Origin of the sequence: Sinorhizobium fredii USDA 257, assembly GCF_000265205.3 — a bacterium.
In the GTDB taxonomy this organism is placed as follows: domain Bacteria; phylum Pseudomonadota; class Alphaproteobacteria; order Rhizobiales; family Rhizobiaceae; genus Sinorhizobium; species Sinorhizobium fredii_B.
The window spans coordinates 1,345,998-1,368,657 of the sequence record NC_018000.1; the positions used below are offsets into that span (position 1 = coordinate 1,345,998).

The 22,660-nt window shown below is 63.9% G+C and carries 22 protein-coding genes; 8 read left to right on the plus strand and 14 right to left on the minus strand.

What is annotated here, in order from left to right; translation table 11 throughout:
- The first annotated feature begins 488 nt into the window (after nucleotides 1-488).
- On the plus strand, nucleotides 489-2,495 hold the full coding sequence (locus USDA257_RS06190) for a HAMP domain-containing methyl-accepting chemotaxis protein (RefSeq protein ID WP_014762049.1): 2,007 nt from the start codon (nucleotides 489-491) through the stop codon (nucleotides 2,493-2,495).
- Between the two features lie 239 nt (nucleotides 2,496-2,734).
- Here the strand turns inward: USDA257_RS06190 and USDA257_RS06195 are convergent, their stop codons facing one another.
- On the minus strand, nucleotides 2,735-3,064 hold the full coding sequence (locus USDA257_RS06195) for an MATE family efflux transporter (RefSeq protein WP_014762050.1): 330 nt from the start codon (nucleotides 3,062-3,064) through the stop codon (nucleotides 2,735-2,737).
- A 108-nt stretch (nucleotides 3,065-3,172) separates the two neighbouring features.
- Between USDA257_RS06195 and USDA257_RS06200 the strand changes: the two genes are divergently transcribed.
- The 3 genes from USDA257_RS06200 (at nucleotide 3,173) to USDA257_RS06210 (ending at nucleotide 4,061) form a co-directional block, all read left to right on the plus strand.
- Nucleotides 3,173-3,355 carry a hypothetical protein gene (locus USDA257_RS06200; protein ID WP_014762051.1) on the plus strand — a complete coding sequence of 61 codons (183 nt, stop codon included), beginning with the start codon at nucleotides 3,173-3,175 and terminating at the stop codon, nucleotides 3,353-3,355.
- A 115-nt stretch (nucleotides 3,356-3,470) separates the two neighbouring features.
- Nucleotides 3,471-3,677 (plus strand): hypothetical protein, encoded by a 207-nt coding sequence (locus USDA257_RS33585; RefSeq protein ID WP_080605757.1) that lies wholly within the window; start codon nucleotides 3,471-3,473, stop codon nucleotides 3,675-3,677.
- Between the two features lie 138 nt (nucleotides 3,678-3,815).
- Entirely contained in the window at nucleotides 3,816-4,061 is a 246-nt protein-coding gene (locus tag USDA257_RS06210) for a DUF982 domain-containing protein (RefSeq protein ID WP_014762053.1), read from the plus strand.
- A gap of 37 nt (nucleotides 4,062-4,098) precedes the next feature.
- Here USDA257_RS06210 and USDA257_RS06215 read toward each other — a convergent pair whose 3' ends face one another.
- Complete coding sequence (locus tag USDA257_RS06215; protein WP_041413950.1) at nucleotides 4,099-4,359, minus strand: hypothetical protein; 261 nt, start codon at nucleotides 4,357-4,359, stop codon at nucleotides 4,099-4,101.
- Between the two features lie 142 nt (nucleotides 4,360-4,501).
- On the opposite strand from USDA257_RS06215, the gene USDA257_RS06220 reads away from it, so the two are divergent.
- On the plus strand, nucleotides 4,502-5,578 hold the full coding sequence (locus tag USDA257_RS06220) for an AI-2E family transporter (RefSeq protein ID WP_014762055.1): 1,077 nt from the start codon (nucleotides 4,502-4,504) through the stop codon (nucleotides 5,576-5,578).
- A gap of 30 nt (nucleotides 5,579-5,608) precedes the next feature.
- On the opposite strand, the gene USDA257_RS06225 is transcribed toward USDA257_RS06220, so the two are convergent.
- On the minus strand, nucleotides 5,609-6,403 hold the full coding sequence (locus tag USDA257_RS06225) for an endonuclease/exonuclease/phosphatase family protein (protein ID WP_014762056.1): 795 nt from the start codon (nucleotides 6,401-6,403) through the stop codon (nucleotides 5,609-5,611).
- An 84-nt stretch (nucleotides 6,404-6,487) separates the two neighbouring features.
- Here USDA257_RS06225 and USDA257_RS06230 point away from each other — a divergent pair, with 84 nt between their 5' ends.
- Nucleotides 6,488-7,426, plus strand: coding sequence for a lysylphosphatidylglycerol synthase domain-containing protein (locus USDA257_RS06230; RefSeq protein WP_014762057.1), 939 nt, complete (start codon nucleotides 6,488-6,490; stop codon nucleotides 7,424-7,426).
- Here the strand turns inward: USDA257_RS06230 and USDA257_RS06235 are convergent.
- The gene (locus USDA257_RS06235; RefSeq protein ID WP_014762058.1) at nucleotides 7,324-8,949 is read right to left on the minus strand and encodes a phospholipase D-like domain-containing protein; all 1,626 of its coding nucleotides are present in this window, start codon (nucleotides 8,947-8,949) and stop codon (nucleotides 7,324-7,326) included. The two genes, USDA257_RS06230 and USDA257_RS06235, sit on opposite strands and share 103 nt — an antisense overlap.
- Before the next feature lie 83 nt (nucleotides 8,950-9,032).
- Between USDA257_RS06235 and USDA257_RS06240 the strand changes: the two genes are divergently transcribed.
- Nucleotides 9,033-11,651 (plus strand): malto-oligosyltrehalose synthase, encoded by a 2,619-nt coding sequence (locus USDA257_RS06240; RefSeq protein ID WP_041413951.1) that lies wholly within the window; start codon nucleotides 9,033-9,035, stop codon nucleotides 11,649-11,651.
- A 14-nt stretch (nucleotides 11,652-11,665) separates the two neighbouring features.
- Here the strand turns inward: USDA257_RS06240 and USDA257_RS06245 are convergent, their stop codons facing one another.
- Nucleotides 11,666-12,454 carry a carbon-nitrogen hydrolase family protein gene (locus USDA257_RS06245; RefSeq protein ID WP_014762060.1) on the minus strand — a complete coding sequence of 263 codons (789 nt, stop codon included), beginning with the start codon at nucleotides 12,452-12,454 and terminating at the stop codon, nucleotides 11,666-11,668.
- Between the two features lie 65 nt (nucleotides 12,455-12,519).
- Entirely contained in the window at nucleotides 12,520-13,728 is a 1,209-nt protein-coding gene (locus USDA257_RS06250) for an MFS transporter (protein ID WP_014762061.1), read from the minus strand.
- A gap of 76 nt (nucleotides 13,729-13,804) precedes the next feature.
- Here USDA257_RS06250 and USDA257_RS06255 point away from each other — a divergent pair, with 76 nt between their 5' ends.
- Nucleotides 13,805-14,785 carry an AraC family transcriptional regulator gene (locus tag USDA257_RS06255; protein ID WP_014762062.1) on the plus strand — a complete coding sequence of 327 codons (981 nt, stop codon included), beginning with the start codon at nucleotides 13,805-13,807 and terminating at the stop codon, nucleotides 14,783-14,785.
- A gap of 88 nt (nucleotides 14,786-14,873) precedes the next feature.
- Here the strand turns inward: USDA257_RS06255 and derI are convergent, their stop codons facing one another.
- From derI to USDA257_RS06295, 8 genes are all read right to left on the minus strand, one after another.
- On the minus strand, nucleotides 14,874-15,311 hold the full coding sequence (gene derI, locus USDA257_RS06260; protein WP_014762063.1) for a D-erythrulose-4-phosphate isomerase: 438 nt from the start codon (nucleotides 15,309-15,311) through the stop codon (nucleotides 14,874-14,876).
- A 39-nt stretch (nucleotides 15,312-15,350) separates the two neighbouring features.
- The gene (locus USDA257_RS06265) at nucleotides 15,351-16,118 is read right to left on the minus strand and encodes a triose-phosphate isomerase (RefSeq protein WP_014762064.1); all 768 of its coding nucleotides are present in this window, start codon (nucleotides 16,116-16,118) and stop codon (nucleotides 15,351-15,353) included.
- Complete coding sequence (locus USDA257_RS06270; protein ID WP_014762065.1) at nucleotides 16,115-16,900, minus strand: DeoR/GlpR family DNA-binding transcription regulator; 786 nt, start codon at nucleotides 16,898-16,900, stop codon at nucleotides 16,115-16,117. Before USDA257_RS06270 ends, USDA257_RS06265 begins: the two co-directional genes overlap by 4 nt.
- A gap of 112 nt (nucleotides 16,901-17,012) precedes the next feature.
- The gene (locus USDA257_RS06275; protein WP_014762066.1) at nucleotides 17,013-17,939 is read right to left on the minus strand and encodes a sugar phosphate isomerase/epimerase family protein; all 927 of its coding nucleotides are present in this window, start codon (nucleotides 17,937-17,939) and stop codon (nucleotides 17,013-17,015) included.
- Between the two features lie 14 nt (nucleotides 17,940-17,953).
- A complete protein-coding gene (locus USDA257_RS06280; RefSeq protein ID WP_014762067.1) occupies nucleotides 17,954-18,799 on the minus strand; it encodes a TIGR01459 family HAD-type hydrolase in 846 nt (281 codons plus the stop codon).
- Nucleotides 18,796-20,079, minus strand: coding sequence for an FGGY-family carbohydrate kinase (locus USDA257_RS06285; protein ID WP_014762068.1), 1,284 nt, complete (start codon nucleotides 20,077-20,079; stop codon nucleotides 18,796-18,798). The genes USDA257_RS06280 and USDA257_RS06285 overlap by 4 nt, the downstream gene beginning before the upstream one ends.
- A complete protein-coding gene (locus USDA257_RS06290; protein ID WP_014762069.1) occupies nucleotides 20,076-21,131 on the minus strand; it encodes a class II aldolase/adducin family protein in 1,056 nt (351 codons plus the stop codon). The genes USDA257_RS06285 and USDA257_RS06290 overlap by 4 nt, the downstream gene beginning before the upstream one ends.
- Nucleotides 21,132-21,145: 14 nt before the next feature.
- Complete coding sequence (locus USDA257_RS06295) at nucleotides 21,146-22,657, minus strand: glycerol-3-phosphate dehydrogenase (protein ID WP_014762070.1); 1,512 nt, start codon at nucleotides 22,655-22,657, stop codon at nucleotides 21,146-21,148.
- Nucleotides 22,658-22,660 lie beyond the last annotated feature (3 nt).

Here is a 22,660-nt window from a genome sequence, read left to right on the forward strand (position 1 = left end):
ATAAACGAATTCAAATAATTGCACTGCGAGGCAGCCAAGGCCCGCGGTTGATGTGCTCAAATATTAGTCCGCCACACCAGCCGTGATGAATTAATGGGCATGAACTAGGAGCCCATCTGCATTTAGGTTCGGCGCAGCCAGTTTGCGCCTTGCAATGAGAGGCCGGACCGAAGTGCAGACCTTGTTCGGTCTGCCGGACGGGCAGGCGCTTATGGCGGTCTGCCCGGCAAAATCGGTACAAAATACGCGACGAATATCCAGGCTGCGCTGCAACACTCACCGTTCGAGCGCGGGAAAGTAATTTAGTAACCTTTATAATGGATTACGTGCATTTAAGTCATGTGCATGCTTTGGTTGCAAGACCTTGCAGGCATCGATGGCGAACGAACGCGACCACTGCCGCGCGAATGACTCGATCGGTACTTCTCACAGCTTTACCGGACAGGGGACATGACGACTTCCTGGATTTCGTTTGACAGGAGGATCGGATGAACCGAATTTCAATTTCTCTCAAAGCGTCGCTCGTCGGCGCCTTCGCCTTGCTGCTGCTGCTGCTTGTCGGGCAGGGCCTCTTTGCTCTGTCACTCGTCGGCGGGGTCTATCAGGACGTCGGGACTCTGGCGACCCGCTGGGTGCCCAGCGTCGACATCACCAACAAGATCAACACGGCCATTTCTGACCTTCGCGGCTCGCAAAACCGCCATATTGTGAACCGCACCGACGCCGGCATGAAGCGCGCCGACGAGGCAATCGCCGCCGACCTCAAGAAGCTCGTCGAGAGAATGAAGATCTATGACGGGCTGGTTTCCGGATCGGAAGAGCGCGCGCTCTACGGCAAGTTCAAGGACGTGCTCGCCACCTATCTGAAGCAGCATGACGAGCTGATCGCGATGTCCCGCGCCGGCAAGAAAGACGAGGCCGGGGAGTTCCTGACAAGCGCCATGCGTCAGAGCTATAATGAACTGGATAAGCTCGCCGACGGCTTCCGCGATATCAATCTTGCCGGCGCGAAACAGAGCTACTTAGATAGTACGGCCGATTTCGCCAGCGCCCGCCTCACGACATTCGTGCTGCTCGGCATCGCCTGCCTTTCCGGACTCGGCGCCATGGCCTTTGCAATCGTTGGCATCTCGCGGCCGATCAATCGCACGACCGAGGTGATGCGCACGCTTTCTGACGGCGATCTCTCGGTCGAGATCCCCTTCACCGACCGGACCAACGAAATCGGCGAGATGGCGCGGGCCGTCGAGGTGTTCAAGCAGAACGGCATCAAGGTTCGCGAGCTGAACGCCCAGGAAGCGGCGCTGCAGGCGAAAAGCGCCGACCTGCAGTCGAGCATCGGTCAGGTCGTCTCGGCGGCGGTTGCCGGCGACTTCACCAAGCGCATCAGCAAGGCCTATGAAAACGCCGATCTCGACCGCTTCGCTGCCCAGGTCAACGAGCTCATCACCTCCGTCGACCGCGGCGTTGCGGAGACCCGCCGCGTCATCGCGGCGCTGGCCAAGGGTGATCTGACCGAAACGATGCGCGGCGAGTTCCAAGGCGCCTTCGGCGAGCTCAAGGACAACGTCAATCAGACGATGACGAATCTGCGCTCGGTGCTCGGTGAGGTACGCACCGCGATCGACACGATCAATGGCGGCGCCGGCGAGATGCGCATTGCCTCGGGCGACCTCTCGAAGCGCACCGAGCAGCAGGCCGCCTCCCTGGAAGAAACCTCCTCGGCGCTGGAGGAGATCACCGCCGCGGTGAAGAGCTCGACCGAGCGGGCGCTCGAGGCAAGCCACATGGTCGACGAGGCGCGGAAAAGCACCGAGCAGTCGAGCGCCGTCGTCAAGGATGCGGTCTCGGCGATGGGCAAGATCGAGCAGGCTTCCGGCGAAATCGGCCAGATCATCAACGTCATCGACGAGATCGCCTTCCAGACCAATCTCCTGGCGCTCAATGCCGGCGTCGAGGCGGCGCGCGCCGGCGAGGCCGGCAAGGGCTTCGCCGTCGTTGCCCAGGAGGTGCGCGAGCTGGCACAGCGCTCGGCCAATGCCGCGAAGGACATCAAGGCGCTAATCTCGCGTTCGGGCGAGCAAGTCGGCGCTGGGGTGAAGCTGGTGACGGCGACCGGCGCGGCGCTGACCCTCATCGAGAGCCATGTGATTAAGGTCAACGAGCACGTGCATTCGATCGCGACTGCCGCGCGCGAGCAGTCGACTGGACTGTCGGAGGTCAGCACGGCGGTCAACCAGATGGACCAGGTGACGCAGCAGAATGCGGCGATGGTGGAGGAATCGACGGCGGCGACTAACCGACTGGCCGACGAGGCGGCGAACCTCGCCCGACTGATCGCCCGCTTCCAGCTCGAAATCGGCGCAGCACCGCGCGCTGCCGGCGCCGGCACGCGGCCAGTCGCCTCACCCGCTCGGGCCCTCACCCGTAAGCTCGCCGGCGCCTTCGGCGGCCGTGCGGCAACAGCCGCCGCCGCGGATTGGGAGGAGTTCTGACCGGGGGGCCGTCTCTTTCCGGAAGGCAGGGCAACCAGCAATTCTGCACGATAGTCGATCCACGGGTCCACGAAGGGGCAGCGGCAACGCCGTTGCCCCTTCGCCGAGAACCGGCTGTTGCCCTCGGGAATCGCAACGAAACCGCCAAGCGCCTGCAGCAGGCCGAAAACGATGCCGAAGGCGAGAAGTCTGCGTAGGAAAGACTCGCCGCGAGGGTATCGGCGCTCGCGCCAACGCTTCTAGATAAAAACGCCTTCTAGATAAAATGGAATTACCAGATGGACCGCTAAGGCGAAGGCGAGGCCGAGCGGAACCGCCGCCGCGAATACCGTGCTCGCAGCCGCCGAGGCGGCAGAGTGGCGGCCAGCGCCAAGGTGACGGGCCAGCAAGGTGGCGAGACCGAAACCCAGCCCCTGCCCCACGGCCGAGACCGTGAGGAAAAGCGGCATGACGAGGCTGACGCCTGCGAGCGCCTCCGGTCCGAGAGCGCCGACGAAGAGACCTTTGATCGTATGGTGCCCGGCACTCGCGGTAAGTGGCTTTCCGAGCGGAGGTGATGACGGTCGCACCCGACCTCGCGTGGAGGGGAGGACCAGGCATCGAACACTCAGCTGGCCCGGTCGGGAACCGCTCGCGCGCGATTTCGTTCTCCCTTGTGACAAACGGAGTGTTGTACGATGTTCACCCGAAATGATCGCCAAACGCCTGAAAAGCGGGCCTCAGTCAGCTTCCCCATCGGGGTCCTGCTGCTCGCCATTTGCGCCATCTTCGTCTACCTGACGATCGGCGGCGGCCTCTTGGAGGACGGAACCGACGCGGTTGTCTACACGCCGCAGGTCGCAGACACGACCGGTAGGTGAATAGCCTGGGTGCGAAGGTCCGACAAACGGTCGCGCGTCACCATCAGGCAAATCATTTCTGTAGGAACAATCGCAAGAACAGTGGGTTGTGCCGTCATATCAGGAGTTCCAGACGATGACACCCGACCCTCTTGGCCCCGGCCCCGGCCCCGGCCCCGGACCGGGAATAATCCCGCCCAATCCGGTCCCGCCGCTCGGCATTCCCGATCCGCCGACAAAAGAGCCGCAACCGGACAAGCTTCCCGACGAAGAGCCCGGTAAGCCTCCACGGGAAACGGAAGAACCTCCAAACGCGACCGAAAAAACCGGCGGTTTCCTGTAAGTCATCCGCTGTTGCAAGCGTGCGCGCTGACAAGACACCAGCCCGTTCCGGGGTCGCATCAATACAAGCGGCGATAGACGCTTGGGAACGAAGAGCATCGGCGGCAGTTAGGTGCGCCAAAAGCCAAGGGACGCCGACATGTTCAAGGCATGGAACGAATGCGTCATCGTGGATTTACCCGCTCTCGACGGTGTCCAGATCGTCTGGACACCGGCTGAAGCGGCAAGATTGCTCAGCGAGCATTGGCCGGTTACCCACGGGCGCGCCTACAACACTGCCCTTAACGCCTGTACCGATGCCATGCTGGGAACGGCCTCAGACGATCAGGCGCGGCGGACCTTTATCGCCGCGGTCGAGGAGGCGAAAATCAGGATGATGCGGTGAGCCCACCACGCGCGGGCCGCCGCCCGCGCCAGAACCATCAACGCTCGTCGTCCGTCACCTTCGGGGGAACGCGGCCGGTATGGTGGACAGGATTGTCCTTTCCGCCTGCTTCAGTCGGCTTCTCGCGCCGCTCCGCAGTTCCGCTTCTGGCCGGCGGCTCGTCAGCCTGCTTGGTGCCGGACTCCTGAGCCTGATCTGACAAGGGTTTCGGCTCCACGGGCATCTCCTTCAAATCCGGCTTCCACGTCGGAGACGGCATCGGTTGATTTGTGAGCTCGTCGCGCTTGGGATTGCTCATCGTCGTGATCCTCCTGCTCAGAGATTGAACCCCCGGCCCGCCCGAAGGTTCCTTGGCGCCGTCGGGCGTCTCGCAGATGGAACCTATCTTTTGACAAGTCCGTTCGGGTGGCGCCAAACTGCTCACAAAGGAGCGATTTCACGTGGCGAAGGACGTTTCGGCCGAGGTAAGAGAAGCTCCAGATCAATTGCTGACGGCGCGACGCTCGCGGGCATTCGTCATCCTTGTCGCGATCGCGGCCGGAATCGTCGTCTGCTACCTGTTGGCCCTGCCCTTCCTGCCTGCCCTGACCTGGGCCTTGGTCCTTGCGATCATGTTCCACCCGCTTCACCGGCGGATCTCGAAGGACCTGCGCTATCCGGAAATCGCCGCCGCCGCGACCGTGGCAATCGCCGCTTTCATTGTCGCCGTGCCACTCACCTTGATTGCCGAGCGGCTGGTCAATGAGGCTGCCAGAGGCGCGCAGATCGTCGCGGAAGCGCTGAGGACCGGGAGTTGGCGCGATACCATCGCGAGCTATCCGCGCCTCGGGCTGGTCCTGCTCTGGATCGAAACCCAGCTTGACCTTGCCGGCCTCGCAGGCAATGCCGCAACACTGCTTACCAATTTCAGTGCGTCCCTCGTCCGCCGCTCGGTGGCGCAGATCGTCGATGTCGTCCTGACGTTCTACTTCCTGTTCTATTTCCTGCGCGACGGGCGCGAAGCCTTGAACATGCTCAAGAACTACTCTCCTCTGGCCTCCGCAGAGATGAACAAGCTGTTCCTTCGCGTCAGCGAAACGGTCCATGCGATCGTTTTCGGAACCTTCGCCGTGGCGGTCGTGCAGGGGATGTTGGGCGGTCTGATGTTCTGGCTGCTTGGCCTGCCGTCGCCGCTGCTCTGGGGTCTGGCCATGGGCCTGCTGGCGATGGTGCCGGTTCTCGGCGCCTTCATCGTCTGGGTTCCGGCCGCGCTGTCGCTCGCCTTGACCGGTGAATGGGGCAAGGCGTTGATCCTGACAGTCTGGGGAGCCGGCGTGGTCGCGACGGTGGACAATCTGCTCTATCCGATGTTCGTCGGAGATCGGCTGAAGCTGCACACGGTGTTGGCATTCATGAGCATGATCGGCGGTATCATCGTTTTCGGGCCGGCGGGATTGGTGATCGGGCCGGTGATCTTCACGATGACACTGCTGTTGCTCGACATCTGGCGCGCGCACAACAAAGAAACCGACATATAGTCAATCGCCGCATCGTCCATGTCAGCTTCGCTACCGCAGAACTGCGGTTGCGTCGTTGCCATGGAGTTGCTCCGCCCTCCGCGCGCCTCCTTTGGCAGGCGGCTCGATTTCCAGCTCCACCAGGATCGGGAGATGATCGGATGCGACCCGCGCCAGCGCACTGCTGTGCACCTTGCACCCGCCCACGCCTATCCCTTTGCCGACGAAGACGTGATCGAGCCGCAGGAGCGGCAGTCGGGAGGGGAAGGTTGGGCGCGGCTTGGCATTCGACTGGAGTTGCACGTCCTTCATATGCGCGGCCAACAGCTTGTAGGCGGCCGAGCGTGCAATGGCGTTGAGGTCGCCCGCCAGGATCACCCGCGAGTCCGCCTGCGCAATTCCGCCGAGCCAGCCGGGGCCGAGCAAGGTCGTTGCCTGACGGACCCGTTCCGAACCGCGCAGCCCGAGATGCGTGACGATGACCTGAAGCGTGACGTCAGCGAGCTCGATCTCCACCCAGAGCGCACCGCGCGGCTCTCCGGACGACGGCAGCACGCCCGCCTTGACCAGGCGCATCGGCAAGGCCGTCAGTACCGCATCGCCGTACCGCTCGTCTTTCAGGTGAAGGGCGGGATGAAAATGCGCCTCCATGTTGAGGTGCGTGGCGATCATATGCGCCTGGTCCACGCCGCCGCTGCGAGCACGGCCGACGTCCACCTCCTGCAGGGCGATGATGTCGGGCCGGCATTCGCTGATGACCGCGGCGATGCGCGCCGGGTCGAGCTTTCGGTCGGTCCCGAAGCAGCTGTGGACGTTGTAAGTCAGGAAACGTAGCGGTCGAGGCATGATCCAGTTTCGGCCCTGTCTTGCCGTTCGGGAACACGCGAGACCTGCTTTTCGTTCCGATGGACGGGCACAGGAACGAGGCCGATGCCGAAGAAAATCATTGCCAGACTATTTATAGTCGCTGCCATTGGCGTCGCTGCCTGGCTGATCTACCGGACACTCCGCCAATATACGTTCGACGAAATCGTCCGCTCCGTCCTGCAGATCCCCCTTGCGCATCTGTTGGCGGGGATCGCCTTCGTGTTCCTCTCCTATTTCTGCCTGACGCTGTTCGACACGCTCGCGGTGCGCTATGTCCGTCAGAAGCTCCCCTATCGTCACGTGGCGCTCGCCTCCTTCACCAGCCTGTCGATCGGCCACAATGTCGGCGTCGCAGCCCTGAGCAGCGGGGCGGTGCGATACCGATTCTATTCACGCTGGGGATTGAGCGTCGAGCAGGTCGCGAAAATCATTCTCTTCTGCGGCGTCACCGTCGGCCTCGGGCTCATGACCCTTGCCGGTCTTTGTTGCCTGATCATGCCGGGGAGCGTCGCGCAAATCATCGGCTTATCGGAAAGCGGCGCTCTATTTCTCGGCATCACCTGCCTCGCCGGCGCGATCGGCTATGTGACGCTCTCCGGTTTCTTGCGCGGTTCGCTTCGCCTGTTCCGCTGGTCGTTCGAAATGCCGCCGCTCACGATTGCCGCCGGCCAGGTCATCGTCGGCACCGCCAACTTCCTTTGCGTCAGCGCCTGCCTGCACCAACTGGTGCTCGCGTTCGGAAACGCCGGCTTCTTCGAAACCGCGACGGCCTATGTCGGCGCCAATCTGACGGCGCTCGTCAGCCACGTCCCGGGCGGCATCGGTGTGCTAGAGGCAACGATTGCCTTTTTGCTCGGGCAGTCTGCGAGCATCGGCGCACTGATCGCTTTCAGGGCGATCTATTTTTTCCTGCCGCTGCCGCTCGGCTTAATTTCGCTGTCGATCGCGGAGTTGCGTCGCTGGGACAATGCAAGGAGCCTGGAAAGCAAGGCGAAAAGCTGAGCGACCCAGCGCCTGAGCAGGGCGCGGGTACGATGGAAGGGCCTGACCGGACTGTGCGGATCGACGATGTCGGTGGCCCAGACAAGAGCCGTCGCACCCTGGTTTTCGATCCCGTCGAAAGCCCGCAGACCGCGCTGACCCGTGCTCAGCCCGTCGACGACGGCGACGAGAGAACCGGTTTCCTGCAACATCCGTTCGACCTTGCTCGGCTCGACGTCGAGATGCTCCGCCAGGAGCGCGTTGCGCATGCCTGCGATCGCGGCACTTTGCTCCTCGTTCGCCGCCTCCACGGCGACGTCGCACTCCGTGTCGAACCCTTCCGAGCGATGGTTGAAGTTCGATGAGCCGACACGGAGGAACCGCTGGTCGATAACGACCACTTTGGAATGAATAATGACCTCCTGTTCCGAGCCGTCCGCTGCCGGGACGACAGGGTAGACGACCCGCAGCCTGCCATGGCGATCAGTCTGCTTCAGCCGCCGGATGAGGCGGTCGCGATTGCCGCCCATCACCACCCTTTCGAGAAAGCCATGCGAGCTGCGGGTGGTAACGACGATGATCTCCGGACCGTCGGGCTCCTGCAGTCGCTGGCCCAGCAGCTTACCGATCCGATGCGAGGCAAAATACTGGTTCTCGATGTAGATGTGGCGCCGGGCGCTGCGCAAAGCATCGAGACTGAGCCGCAGCGCCTCCTGTCGGCCCCGTCTTTTGCCGAATCCCGGCTCGGTGCGGGCGATGGCAATCCGGCAATCCGTCAGAACCGGCTCAATGCCGCGCGGCCATGCGACCGCCGTTGAACTTGGAGCGCTTATGGCTTCGCCGACCGAGGACTTCCAGCGGGAGCGGCAGAGATCTCCGATCGCTCGGCTCGCCTCCCCTTCCAGCAGCACCTGGATGTCATGCACCGGATCGTAGGCATTTCCGTCCGGATCGCGGCGCAGGTCATTCTCGGCCAGATGATCCGGCGTATCCCAGCGCCGCGCGGTCAGATCCATGCCGCCGGCGAAAGCGATGCGGTCGTCGATCGACACGAGCTTCTGGTGATGGGAGCCGCGCAGTGCACGGTGGCTGGCGAACCGAAGCTCGATCTGGGAATGCGAAGCCCATTCCTGCCTGCGAAACAACCGCAGCGACTTTCCCGAATAGATCGGCCCCATCGCCCAAATCAGGATTTGAATTCTAAGCTTCGGCTTTTGCGCCACCAACCGCTCCAGCTTCGTGCCGAGCGCCTCGGCGTCCGGATCGTCCGGACGCAGCTTGATGCGTGGATCGAAATCCCATCCGGTGATCCAGACCTGCTCTTCCGCCTGTTCGAGCACTCGATCGAGACAGGCATAATAGGCGGCCCCGTCGATGAGGAAGGACACCCGCTCGGCGGGCGCGCTGCGCCAGATATTCTTCGCTTCTCTGATGATCGGTCGGCGTGCCCGGCGCCATCGGTTGGGCGGGCTTCCGGTGAAAGCGGTCTTCCAGGCCAAGCTTTTTTTCCCATCGGTGGCGACTGCAAAAAGAATCCATTTCAACCGAGATTGTTCCCGTTGCACCTTCGCGGAACAAAGCTCGCGCGAATGGTGTTGTGCCGCAAGAGATGTCAAACCGACCCGCCATGCCTCTGCCCAACGCGACATACCGGCTGCAATTTCGAAACGGGATGGACTTCGAGAAGGCCGTTGCGTTGATCCCGCATCTCGCCGGGCTCGGCATCTCTCATCTTTATGCCTCGCCGATATTTTCCGCGGTTCGCGGCTCGACGCACGGCTACGACATCGTTGACTTCGACGAGATCGATCCCGTTTTGGGCGGCCTCGACGGATTTCGCCGGCTCGCCAGCGAGCTGAAAGCCCATGGGCTTGGGGTCATCCTGGACATCGTGCCGAACCACATGGCCGCGCATTTCGAGAACCGCTGGTGGCACAGCGTCGTCGAATGGGGCCGGTCGAGCGGCTTCGCCGGTCATTTCGACATCGACTGGCGGCAGCCGCTCACCCTGCCATTCCTGGGCGGGAGCTTCGAGGAGGAGCTCGCGGCTGGAAAGATACGGCCGGCATTCGACCGCGACCGGAACTGCCTGGCCTTCTCCTATCATGACGCGCTCTATCCTCTCAATCCGGGCTCCTATCCGGTCGTTCTTGAAAATTGCAGTCCCGCTCTCGACAGGCTTATCGCCGTCGCCAACAGAGCGGAACCGAGCGATGCGGCAGCCTTTCGCGCCGGGATAGCCTCGGCCGTGGAGATGCCCTCGGTCGCAGCCGCCCTGGACGAGCATCTCCAACGCGTCACCGCCGACAGGCCGTTCTTAGAGCGGCTGCACCAGATGCAATCCTGGCGGCTCACAAGCTGGATAACCGCACGGGACAATCTCAGCTACCGGAGGTTCTTCGAGATAGCCGGCCTAGTCGGGCTGCGCGTCGAAGATCCGGCCGTCTTCGAGGCCACCCATCGATGCGCCCTTGGTCTCGTCGAGGCCGGTATGGTCGATGGGCTCCGGGTGGATCACATCGACGGGCTTGCCGATCCCGAGGATTATCTTCATCGGCTGCGTGAGCGCGCCGGCGAGCACACATATCTCATCGTTGAGAAGATATTGGAAGCCAGCGAGCTACTGCCGGAGAACTGGCCGGTCGATGGTACCACCGGCTACGAGTTCATTTCGACTCTCGCCGAGCTCCTCACCGACGAGCCTTCCAAGCTTTGGAACGACGGCCACCGATCCGCGACGAAGATGGCCGTCACCGCATGCAAGCTCCAGGTGCTGCGCCACAATTTCAACACTGAAGTCAAAAGGCTCGCCGGACTTGCGGCTTGCCTGCCGGACGATGATGCTCCATCGACCGACGACAAACGGATGGCCGAGGCCATCCGTTTGTTGATCGCGGCGATGCCTGTCTACAGGACCTATCTCAGCGGTCGCGGCGCAAGCGAGCGCGACCGGCAGATACTCGGCGAGATCGCGTCCCAGGCGCGCGCTGCCGCACCGGAGGTCGGCGCTGAGATCGCTACGATCGTGGCTCGCCTGAAGTCGATTGACGGCTGCGCGGATCGACAACTGGCGGCCCAGTTCCGGACGCGCTTTCAACAGTTGAGCGGCGCCGTCATGGCCAAGGCGGTCGAGGATACGTTCTTCTATCGCCGAGGCGACTATCTCGCCGCGAACGAGGTGGGGGCTGCGGCCGACTGGACACCGCGTGGCGTCGACCGCTTTCATGAGAGGATGCGGGAGCGCGCCAGCAAAAGCCCCAGCGGCTTGTCGGCGACATCGACCCATGATACGAAGCGTGGCGAGGACGCACGTGCCCGGCTCCATGTGATCAGCGAGGCGCCAGAGCTCTGGGCCGCCGCAGTTGCCCGCTGGCGCGACATGAACCGCGCTCGCCATCAGCAGGGAGCCGACGCGCCGGAAGCATCGGTCGAGCAGTTCCTGTACCAGAGCCTGCTCGGCACCTGGCCCCTCGAGCCGCTGAGTGACCCTAAGGATCTCGCCTTCTTGCAAGAGCGCATGTCGAACTTTGCCGTAAAGGCGCTCCGCGAGGCCAAACTGAGGACGAGCTGGGACTCGCCCGACGAGCAATATGAAGCGGCGGTCACCGCATTTCTGCGCGACATGCTCGATTGGCGGCACCGAGAGTTTCTCGACGACTTCGAGAAAACGGCCAAACCGTTTGTCCATGCCGGGCTGATCAACAGCCTTTCGCAAACGCTGGTGAAACTGACTGCGCCGGGCATTCCGGACATTTATCAAGACAGCGAGCGCCTCGATCTCTCGCTGGTCGATCCCGACAACCGCCGCGCTTTCTCACCGCGGCCCTCGCTGTCCGAACTGCCGCAACGGCCGACGATCCGCGACTTCGAAGACTGCAAGCAGGCCCTGATCGGGCTTTGCCTGAACTATCGCCGCGGCAGGGGTGCGGAGCTCCTGGCGAAGGGCGGATATCTCCCCCTGGACGTCCAAGGCCCCGCCGGCCGACACGCGGCTGCCTTCATGCGCTGCGCGCAGGATGGTCTTTCCGTCACCGTGGTCCCGCGGCTTGTCTTCCGCCACCTTGATGGGGACAGCCTGTTCCTGCCCGCCGGCCTTTGGCAAGACACCCATCTCCTCTGGCCCGAAGACCGTGCGCCCACACGATTGCGGAACCTCGCAACCGGTGAAACCGTCGAGCCTCGGCACAGCATCCCAATGAGGGAACTTCTCGGCAGCTTCCCCGTCGCGTTCCTCTTTCCGGAATGATCCTGGCCGGACTCTCAGCGAACCCGGCGGAACCAGTCCTGCTTCTGCAGGGCCTTGATCCGGTCCAGATCGAAGTCGGCGAGTACGAGCTCCGGCTGCGGTCCGCTCGTGGCGAGGACCTTGCCCAACGGATCGACGGCAAATGACCGCCCGTCATCCTTGGGCGCCGGATAGTTCGCTACGGCCACGCCAAGGACGGACTGGAAAGCTAACGCCCGCACCCCTGCGACGCGCACGTCCCCGATCGCCGGATCGTCGACCAGCGGACAGCTGTTCGGAACGAGAATGAGCTCGGCGCCGTCTCGCACGAGGTCCGAAGCGACGTCCGGAAACTCCCGATCCATGCAGATCGTGATGCCGATAGCGACCTCTCCGGCAGCCGTACTAAGCCGGGCTACCCTCGAGCTCTCGCCGGCGGCGCAGGCCTCTTCCGGAATGTCGAAAAAGCAGATGTGCCGCTTCCTCTGGTGGAGGAGCACGTCGCCATTGCTGTCGATCAGGACGGCCGAGTTGAAAGGCTTAGGGTCGCCGCACTCGAGAAAGGTCGCCACGACCGCCAGGCCGTTGCTGCGCGCCGCCTGCCGGAAACGCTCCACATAGGAGCCGTCGATCGGCACCGCCGCTTCGATCCAAGCCCGCCGGGCGGCCTCGTCTTCCGGATCGAAGCGGCTGTACCCGTTGGAAAACATTTCCGGAAAGACGACGATGTCGGCGCCTCTTGCGGCTGCCGACGCGAAGAGTGCGTCGACATCCACATCATTCGTCACCTGCGCCATCGCGACACGAAGGGACTTGCCTGCCAACGGAATTCTCCCAGTGACCATTTAAACCAGCAGGCATCTAGGGGCTGTTCGGGCAGAATCAACGCTCAGACCCCTATGCTGCGCCTCGTGGCCAGAACAAAGAGCGCGCTGGCAAGCGTTGCGGCGGCACAATAGCTGATGGCGCCAAGCGGTCCGAGGCCGTCGACGAAGAGACCACCCAGAACGGCTCCGCCGGCAATCGCCACCTGAAAGGTCGCGACGATCAGACCGCCAGTGCTCTCCGCATGGTCCGGCGCGGCACGCACCATCCAGGTCTGGACGGCCACCGGCAAGGCCCCGAAGGCGAAACCCCAGAGGGTCACCGCGCCGGCCGAAACGAGGTCATTCGAACCGAAGACCACTAATGCCAGCGCCATGGCCGCGATGAGAAGGGTGCCGAGGCTGACGGCGGCCGTGATGCTGCGCTCGATGATCAGGCCGCCTGCAAGATTGCCGAAGAAGCCGCCAACGCCGTAGGCGAGCAGGATCAGCGAGATCGCCTCGATGCCAAGGGCAGGCACTCTTTCCAGGAAAGGGCGCACATAGGTGAAGCCGGCGAAGTGACCGGAGACGAAGAGCAGGACGGTCACGATACCGATGCTGATGCTCGGCCGGCGCAAGAGGTCGAACAGGAGCTTGAGGCTCGGCGCCGATTGCGGCGGCAGCCGCGGCACGCTTGCCATCTGCACGAGCAGGGTGACGGCGCCAAGTGCTGCCGCTACCAGGAAGGTGACGCGCCAGCCCCAGAGGTCGCCGATATAGGCGCCGAGGGGCGCGGCGCAGACCGTCGCGAGCGAGACGCCGGTGAAGATGATCGACATGGCGCGCGGCACGAGACGCATCGGTACGAGGCGCAGCGCAATCGCCGCCATCATCGACCAGAAGCCGCCAAGCCCGATCCCGAGGATGACCCGAGCGGCAAGCAGCATGGTGAGATTGGTGGCGAATGCCGCCAGCAGGCTGGAGAGGATCAGGGCAAGGGTGAAGCCCCACAGAACAAGCCGGCGATCGAAGCCGCGGGTGACGATCGCGATGGTTGGTGCTGCGATGGCGCCGACAACGGCGGTCGCCGTGACCGTCTGTCCCGCCGTGCCGTCGCTGATGCCGAGATCGGCCGCCATCGGGGTCAGGATGCTCGCAGGCAGGAACTCTGCGGTCACGAGTCCGAACACGCCGAGCGCCAGTGAAATGACGCCGGCCCAGGCCGGCTCGCTGCGTTCGTCGGTCGCATCCGCCACAAGGGACGCATCGATGCTTGTCGCTATGTCTGTCATGGGGAATCTCCAACAATCCGGGTCCTTCGTTAGATAAGCCGTGACGTCATGGACATTCCATGTTAGAAATTCCGGAATGCTTGATCATTCGTCCAAATTTCCGGCCGCAACCGCGGACGATTCCCTCACGGAGATGCTACGAGGCCTGCGCCTCGACGGCGTCGATTACGGCCGCTGCGAATTGGCGGCGCCCTGGGGAATCCGTTTCCCGCCACAGGAGGCGGCGCGGTTCCACTTCATCTGCGGCGCCTGCTGGCTGCGTGTTCCGGGTGGTGAGTGGATCGAATTGAAACGCGGCGACGCGGTGCTGCTGCCGCGCGGGATCGAACATGCGCTGGCGAGCGCGCCGGGTGAGCCTCTATCGCCGCTCGAAGCCTATTCCGTCCGCGAGGTCTGCCACTGCGTTTACGACGTCTGCGGAGGCGGGCGGGGCGAGACGACGATCCTGTTCTGCGGCAGCCTGACATTCAACGTCGATGCCATGCACCCCCTCTTGCGCATGATGCCCGACGTGATGCGCATCGATGCGCTGACCGCCAGCGAGCCGGCGATCCCGCACCTGCTCGACGCGATGGCGCGTGAAGTGGGTGCAAGCCGCGTCGGCTCGGGCGGCGTGCTGGCGCGCCTCGCCGATGTGCTCGCCGCCCTGATCATCCGCTCCTGGGTGGAGCACGGATGCGGCGACACGAGCGGCTGGATGGCCGCGGTCCGCCATCCGGCCATCGGCCGCGTCATCGCCGCCATTCATCTCGATCCCGAAAAGAATTGGACGGTGGATTTGCTCGCCAAGGTGATGGGCGCCTCGCGATCCGGCTTTGCCCAGCAGTTCCATTCCGTGGTCGGCGAAACGCCGGCGCGCTACCTGACGCAGGTGCGCATGCATCAGGCGCGGCAGTGGCTCAGCCGCGATCGGATGCGGATCTCGGTGGCGGCGCGGCGCTTGGGCTATGACTCGGAGGCGGCTTTCAGCCGCGCTTTCAAGCGCGTCATCGGCGTTCCGCCCAGCCACTATCGCGGCGCCGAGGAGCCCAAGATCGGTATCGGAAGCGACCGGTAAATCCGTAAACGCAAACACCCGGCATTGCTGCCGGGCGTCAACGCCGCACCGCACGAGGGAGGATCACGAGCGATGCGGAAACGGAGCTCTATTTACCGGCGTCGAGGCGATCGATTGCCTGGACATTGCCGGCCGAAGGGCCGTGCGGATCGAATTCGGAGGCGAGCCAGGTATCGACGATCGATTTCGCCAGCTCCGGGCCGATCACCCGCGCCCCCATGGTGATGATCTGCGCGTTGTTGGACTTCGCCGCGCGCTCGGCCGAATAGGTGTCGTGGGTAAGTGCCGCTCGAATGCCGGGCACCTTGTTGGCGGAGATGCAGACGCCGATGCCGGTGCCGCAGATCAGGATGCCGCGGTCGTTCTCGCCGGCCGTGATCGTCTTTGCGACTTGCTCCGACAGGTCCGCGTAGTAACCCGCCTGGCTCAGATCCTTGATCTCGACGTCACTCCGCGCGGCGAGATGCGCGGCGATGACGTCGAGCAACGGCTTGCCTGCACTATCGGCTCCGATCACGATTTTCATGGGGTTTCCTTTCCGCACTTGTTTTAATCCCTCAGCTGGTCAGATCGCGCCGGCGACACGCTTCAGAATGTCGAGATAGCCACCGACCTCCCAGGCGGAGCGGCCGATGAAGAGGCCGTCGATATAGGGCTGGGCCATCAGTTCCTCGCAGTTGCCGGGATTGACGCTGCCGCCGTAGAGCACCGGCACAGCGACGCCGAGCGCGGCCTCGGCCACCTCGGCAATCCGCCTGTGGCGGGCGTCGGCATAATCGGCGGTCGCCGGGATGCCGTTGACGCCGATCGCCCAGACGGGCTCGTAGGCCAGCAGGATCGACGCCCGCTTCGCGTCACCATCAAGGAAGGCGAACGCTCCTTCCACCTGACGCTTCAAGACCGCATCCGCCTCGCCCGCCTCCCGCTCAGTGAGCGTCTCGCCGATGCAGATCAGCGGAACGAGACCGTGCCTGACGGCCGCCGCCGTCTTGAGACCGACGGTGCGATCGGTCTCGCCGAAGTGTTCGCGGCGCTCGCTGTGACCGAGTTCGACGAGATCGAGGCCGCAATCCTTCAGCATTAAAGGAGAAATCTCGCCGGTCCAGGCGCCGGCATCCTCCCAATGCATGTTCTGCGCGCCGACCTTGACGCTCGTCGCCTTCAGTCGCTGCTTGACCTCGCGGACCGTGGTAAAGGGCGGAATAACGAAACGCTGGATGCGCAGGTCGCGCTCCGCGTCGGCCGCCGCCAGGCCATCGGCGAAGGTCAGCGCCTCCGCAAGCGTCTTGTTCATCTTCCAACTGGTGCCGACCCAGAGCCGCGATTTGCTCATGCCTCTTCCACCATTTTCCGATTGCTGACTGTGATGAGCTTGACACCGGCATCGCCGAGCGCTGCAGCGTCGCCTTCCGAGACCTCGCTGCCGGTCAGCACCACATCGAAGACGTCGAGCCCGGTCAGGAAATGCCGGGCCGAGCGCCCGAACTTGCCGTGATCGACGAGCAGGTATTTGCGCGTCGCCGATTTCACCATCTGCCGCTTGGTCTGCACGACCTCCTGGTCCTGGTGGAAGGCGGTCGCGCCTTCGATTGCGGAGCTCGACAGGAAGGCGACGTCGGCGCGCAGCGAGCGCAGCGCCTCCTCGGTGACGATTCCAAAGAAGCCGTTGAATTTCTTGCTGTACTGGCCACCGAGCGCGATCAGGCTGATGCCCGGGGCGCCCGATAGTTCGGCAATGACGCCGAGATTGTTGGTGATGACGGTGAGCGGGCGGATGTCCTTGAGACAAGCGGCAATCGCACCGGCGGTGGAACTATCGTCGATGATGACGCTCTGGCCGGGTTCGATCAGCGTCGCCGCATGCTCGGCAATACGCCGCTTCTCGGCCGTGGCGATCTTCTCGCGATAGCGGAAATCGCTTTCGAACTGCGAGCTCGACTGGATCGACGCACCGCCATGGACCTTGCGCAACAAGCCGCCCTGCTCGAGATCGTCGAGATCGCGATGCACCGTCATCTTGCTGACGCCAAAACGAATGGCGAGGTCTTCGACGGAGGCCGTTCCCGCCTCCATCAAAACGTCCATGATCGCCTGTCGCCTGGCTTCCAGTTTCACTGCCATCGTCCTCTTCGGTACGGACCTGCCTCCGTAACCTAAGCAGGAAATAACATACCGATGTGATTTTTCAACTCACGATTTGATATTTTGTTACATTTCAATGTGATTTTTATCGCCGGGTTACCCCCGTATCGATGTAAGGTTCCCAGAATTCCACCGACTCGCGGATCATCTCGACCACCCGGTGATCCGTCGGTTCGCGTTCGCGAAACGAAAGTTCGAGGCAGATCTCGTTGTCCGTCCCGCCCCCCCTTCTGACGGCATCAAGCAGCCGCTCGGGCGTGATGCGGCCATCCTTGTTGTAGGCGGCTGTAAAGGGCCAATGGCCGCCCTTGTTCATCGACGACTGCTTGATGTGGATGATCGGCGATTGCCGCGGAAAGGCTTCCGCCCAGGCATAGGGATCGATGTCGGCCGGGTTGTTCGACGTCACGTCGCCATGGTCGATATCGACCATCATCTTCATCGGGATCGGCAGCTCGGCCCGCGCGAGACGGCGGTCGAGCTCACGGCAGGCCTCGATCGTATGGCCGAATTCGCGGCCGACCGACATCGGTTCCCAGAAGACATAGGAGAGGCCAGCCGCCTTGGCGTGCTCTGCCACCTCGCGCCAGCAGTCGATGGCGATCGCCATCAGGTCCTCGCGCCGCACCGGATCGTCGTAGTCCCTCAGGGTGAAGATCGCGAACTGCGTACCGATGCCGGAAGCGCCGAGCTCGGCCGAGATGTCGGCGAAGGTCTTGAACCAGTCGACATAGTAGCGTCGCACATCCGGGTCGGGATGGCCAAAATGGTTGAGCCGGCCATAGGGGCCCGTCATCCCGGAGGTGATCTTAACGCCGGTGCGGGCGAGTGCGGCTCGGAATTGCCGGGTCACCTTGCTGACCGTCGCCGCCGGCCAGCCCGGATTGACGAATTCGTGAGTGAGTTGCACATAGCCGATTCGGATCTTCTCGGCGATGGTGTCGATCAGGTCGTCCGGCTCGGCGAAGCGGTTGACGAGGGGATTGGTGTTGAGCGACAGCGTGAAGGCCATGGCCGGTCTCCTGGCTACCAGAGAAATTGCGGGAGAATGAAATCGGGCATGGCAGCGTGCTCGGCGAAGAGCCGCCGGCGCTCATCCTCCGACTGGTGCTCGAGAATGCCGGTGGCGACCAGCACCGAACCGAACCCGGCGGCGGCCGCACCGGCGATGTCATGCTCGACGCTGTCGCCGATAGCGCAGACCCGCGCCGGATCGGGCCGACCGAGGAAATCGAGCGCGAAGTCGTAGATGTCGGGGAACGGCTTGCCGATCCAGCGGACCTTGCCGCCGAGCCCTTCATAGCGTTCGGCGATGCGCCCGGCGCCGAAGGCCAGACCGGTCCTCGTCAGCATCAGCTTGTCCGGGTTTGTGCAGAGGCAGGGGACACCGCGCCGCGCCGCGGGTCGAAGCAGGTCCTCGTAATGGACAAGCGGGTGGACGTCGCCCTCGCTTCCCGCAAGCAGCACGATATCGGCCTCCTCGCCGCTCTCGGTCCGGACGAGATCGAGGCCCTTCAGCGGCGACAAGTCGCCGTCGCGGCTGATCAGCAGGCATTTACGCGTCTTGCCCTCTGCGGCCGCCCCTTCCCACTTCAGGAGCTGCCAGGCGACCTCCCCCGACGTCAGGAACCAGTCCCAGCTGCCGGGCTCGAAGCCAAGTTCTGCCAGGCGGCGGTCGTTTTCCGCCGAGCGCTTGCCGGAATTCGATAGGATGATGACCCGCTTGCCAGCCTGCTTGAGGCGGACAAGCGTCTCGGCGGCACCCGGATAAGGTTCGCGTCCGTCTCTCAAGACGCCGAACTGGTCGACCAGGAAGGCATCATAGCTGTCGGCGATCGCCGACATGCCGGGGATTGTGCGGATGGCGCTCATAGCACGCCCGCCTCCCTTGCGCCGGAAAGCGCAAGCCGCGCCGTGCCGGTGGCCGCCTCCTCGGAGCGCGCCGGCGGGAACGGTACGCCGAGTTTGCGCGCGCGGATCGCCGTCCAGGCCGGGTTCCTGGCGCCGCCGCCGACGGTGCGGACTGAGCGAAGGCGGGGGCTGCCGAGCGATACGAGCCGCTCATAGGCGAGGCTCTCGACCCCGGCGATCCCCTCGAAGATCGCCTTCAAGAATTCCCCGTCGTCGGCCGGGCGCGGCGTCATGCGCGGCATAAGCTTGGGATCGGCGATCGGAAAGCGTTCACCGGGTTTCGTCAAGGGGTAGAAATCGAGCCCCGTCTCCGTATTGGGATCGATCGGCGCCGAAAGTTCGGCGATCCGCTCGGCGCTGAAATGCGCGGCAAGCACCGCGCCGCCCGTGTTGGAGGCACCGCCGGCAAGCCACATGTCGCCGATCCGGTGGCTGTAGAGCCCATAGTCCGGGGCAAACAGCGGCCTGTCCGACAGCATCTTCACCGTCAAGGTCGTGCCGAGCGCGCTGACGCCGTCGCCCGGCTTGTCGGCGCCGGTGGCCAGGAATGAGGCGCAGCCGTCCGTTGTCCCGGCAACGACAACCGTATCGCCCGGCAGTCCGAAGGCTTCCGCCGCCGCCGGCGAGATCGTCGCAACGGGCGCGCCGGCCGGCATGACGTCCGGCAGCAGTTCGGTCCTCGCACCGGTGTGGGCGAGCCAGTCAGGCCAGCATCGGCTGACCGGATCGTAGCCGCTCTTCAGCGCATTGTTCTCGTCGGTAACGTCGTAGAGGCCGGTAAAATGCCCGGCCAGCCAATCCGCCTGGTGGATCACACGGAAGATGCCGGGGAGCGGTTGAAACGCCAGCAGCTTCGCGAGGCCGGAGGTTGGGCCATGCGCGGCGCTTTCCTTTGGAGCATGCGCGGCAATGCTGTCGAGGATGGCAAGGTCGGCGATCGGATCGTTATACATCAGTGGCGTCGCGAGCGGCGCTCCGTCAACGCTGACCGGCAGCATCGTGCCGGAGGTGCCGTCAATGCTGATCGCACGCACGCGCGCCGGATCGATCGCCGCGAGCGTCTCCAGAAGGGCCGCCTGCAGAGCCTTCCACCAACCGAGCGGATCACGATGGTCGGAGGAGAAGGCGGCAAGTTTGGCGGTGCCCGACGCGACGATCTCGCTGACGCCGTCCATCGCAACGGCGCGGACGCCGGACGTGCCGACATCGATGCCGAGGACGAGTCTGCCTTCCCCGCTCATTGCAGCACCTGCCCGGCCCGGTTCAGCTGCTGGCGGTATTTCTCCGCATCCCAGCCGAGCAGCTCGGCATTCTCCGCGTCCGTCAGATAACGCAGTCGCGCGTTTGCCGGAATGCGCGAGGCTACATCCGAGAGGCAGCGCGCCATGGCGAGCGCGCCGGCGGAGGCGTCCTTGAGGACCAGTACGCCCTTGCCCGGAAAAAGAAGAACCGGCGGCAGGGTCTCTCCGGCGCCGCGAAAACGCTCCTCGAGCGAAAGCGCCGTATCCTCCGGAGCGGCGATCACCGACCCCTTGCCGAGAAAGATCACATGATCGGGATAGAGGCTACCGCCGGCAGCAATCCTGCAGCTCTCGAGATCGGTTGCGGCGTCGTGCAGTCTTGCGTCTTCGGGGAGGCGATAGGCGCTGTTGACGGCAAGGCGCGACAGCGTGGGCAGATCGGCAGCCGGAGCCGTGCGGACGAGCCCGGCAAAACGATCCGAGACGTCGACAAGAAGAAGCGCTGCATCCTCGATCGTATCGCCGGCAACCGCAAGCCCGTGATTGCCGAGCACCAGCACGGAGGTGTCCGCGTCGATCCGTTCGCCGATCGCCCTGGCGAGCGGCAGGCCAGGACGGGCATAGGGAACGAAGGCATGAGGAATGCCGGCAAGCCTTTCGGCCGCGATGGCCGCAGCATTGGTCTGCACCGCGGCTGCGATCGTCGCGACGCAATGAACGTGGAGCACCACCTTCTGCGGCATCAGCGCGTGCACCGTGGTCTCGATCGACGGCCTGAGTCCGGAAGGGTTGAGCGCCTCGATGACGAAATCCTGGGCCTTCTCCGCCGCCGGATCGTCCTGCTCCAGGGCGTCGAGCAACGGGTCGAGCGCGACCGGCACCATAATATCGCGCTTACTGGCCTCGGCTAGCCAGAGGCCCGAAGCCTTGATCCAGAGGGTGTCGCCCTCCTTGATCGAGGTGTTGCCGCCCGCGCCCTGGACGAGCTCCGGATCGGCGCCGATGCGAGCTGATAGATCCAGAAGCGCTTCGAATTCGGAGCTTCGCAACATCGCCTGCCCCTTTCTCATGCTGCTGCCTGCTGGCCCTCGAGCCAGCCGGCGAAGGCCCGCTTTTCGGCTTCGCTCATATGAAGGCCATGTTTCGTGCGGCGCTCGAGCAGATCTTCCGCCGTACGCGCCCATTCGGTGTCGATCAGGAAGCGGGCTTCGCGCTCGCGGAAAAGCCGGCTGAAGGCCGTGCCGAGCTCCTCGATCGAGGTGGCGCCGCCGATCAACGCGTGTGTCCGCGTGCCGTAGAGCCGGGCATAGTGCTTGGCGAGATCGGCAGGCAGCCAGCGATAGCGGGCGCGAAGCTCGCCGAGGAACTGGTCAAAATCCGCATCCGCCATGTCGCCGCCGGGCAAGTGGGCACCCGCCGTCCAGGCCGGCCCGATCTTTGAAAAGAATGGCTTCAGCCGCTCCAGCGCATGTTCGGAGAGTTTGCGGAAGGTGGTGATCTTGCCGCCGAAGACGGAAAGCAGCGGTGCCTCTCCATTTGCCGCATCCAGCTCGAAAATATAGTCGCGCGTCACCGCCGAAGGGTTCTGGGCATTGTCGTCATAGAGCGGCCTGACCCCGGAGAAGCTCTGGATGATGTCCGTATCGGTGAGCTGCTGCTTGAAATAGCGGTTCACCGACTTCAGCAGGTAGGCGATCTCGCCGGCATCGGCCGCGACGTCCTCCGGCCGTCCCTCGTAGGGAATGTCGGTAGTTCCGATCAGTGCCAGATCGTTCTGATAGGGATTGACGAAGATGACGCGCTTGTCGGGATTCTGGACGAGATAGGCCTGCCGCCCCTCCCAGAACTTCGGCACGACGATATGGCTGCCCTTGACGAGCCGAACGCTGCGGCGCGAGTTGAGCCCGGCGACCCGGCCGATCACGTCGTTGACCCAGGGGCCGGCGGTGTTGACAATGCAGCGCGCCTTGACCTCGGTCTTGGCGCCGGTCTTTGCATCGGTCAGCTCGACATGCCAGAGATCGCCGCGGCGGCGGATGCTGGTACAGGCGGTGCGCGTCAGGACCCGGGCACCCCTCTTCGCTGCATCGAGCGCGTTCGAGACGACAAGCCTGGCGTCGTCCACCCAACAGTCGGAATATTCGAATGCCTTGCCATAGGCCGGCTGGACCGGAGCGCCTTCCGGCGCGGTCCTGAGGTCGAGCGTCCGGGTGCCCGGCAAGCGCTTGCGGCCGCCGAGATGGTCGTAGAGGAACAGGCCGAGGCGGACGAGCCAGGCTGGGCGGTCGACCGGATTATGCGGCAGCACGAAGCGCATTGGCCAGATGATGTGCGGCGCCGATTCCAGGAGCACCTCGCGCTCGATCAGCGCCTCGCGTACCAGCCGGAACTCGTAATATTCGAGATAGCGCAAGCCGCCATGCACGAGCTTTCCGGATCGCGAGCTGGTACCCTGGGCAAGATCGTCCTTCTCGCAAAGCAGGACGGAGAGCCCCCGCCCCGCCGCGTCGCGGGCAATGCCCGCGCCGTTGATGCCGCCGCCGATGACGAAAAGATCGTATGTCCCGGTGTCGCTCATCGC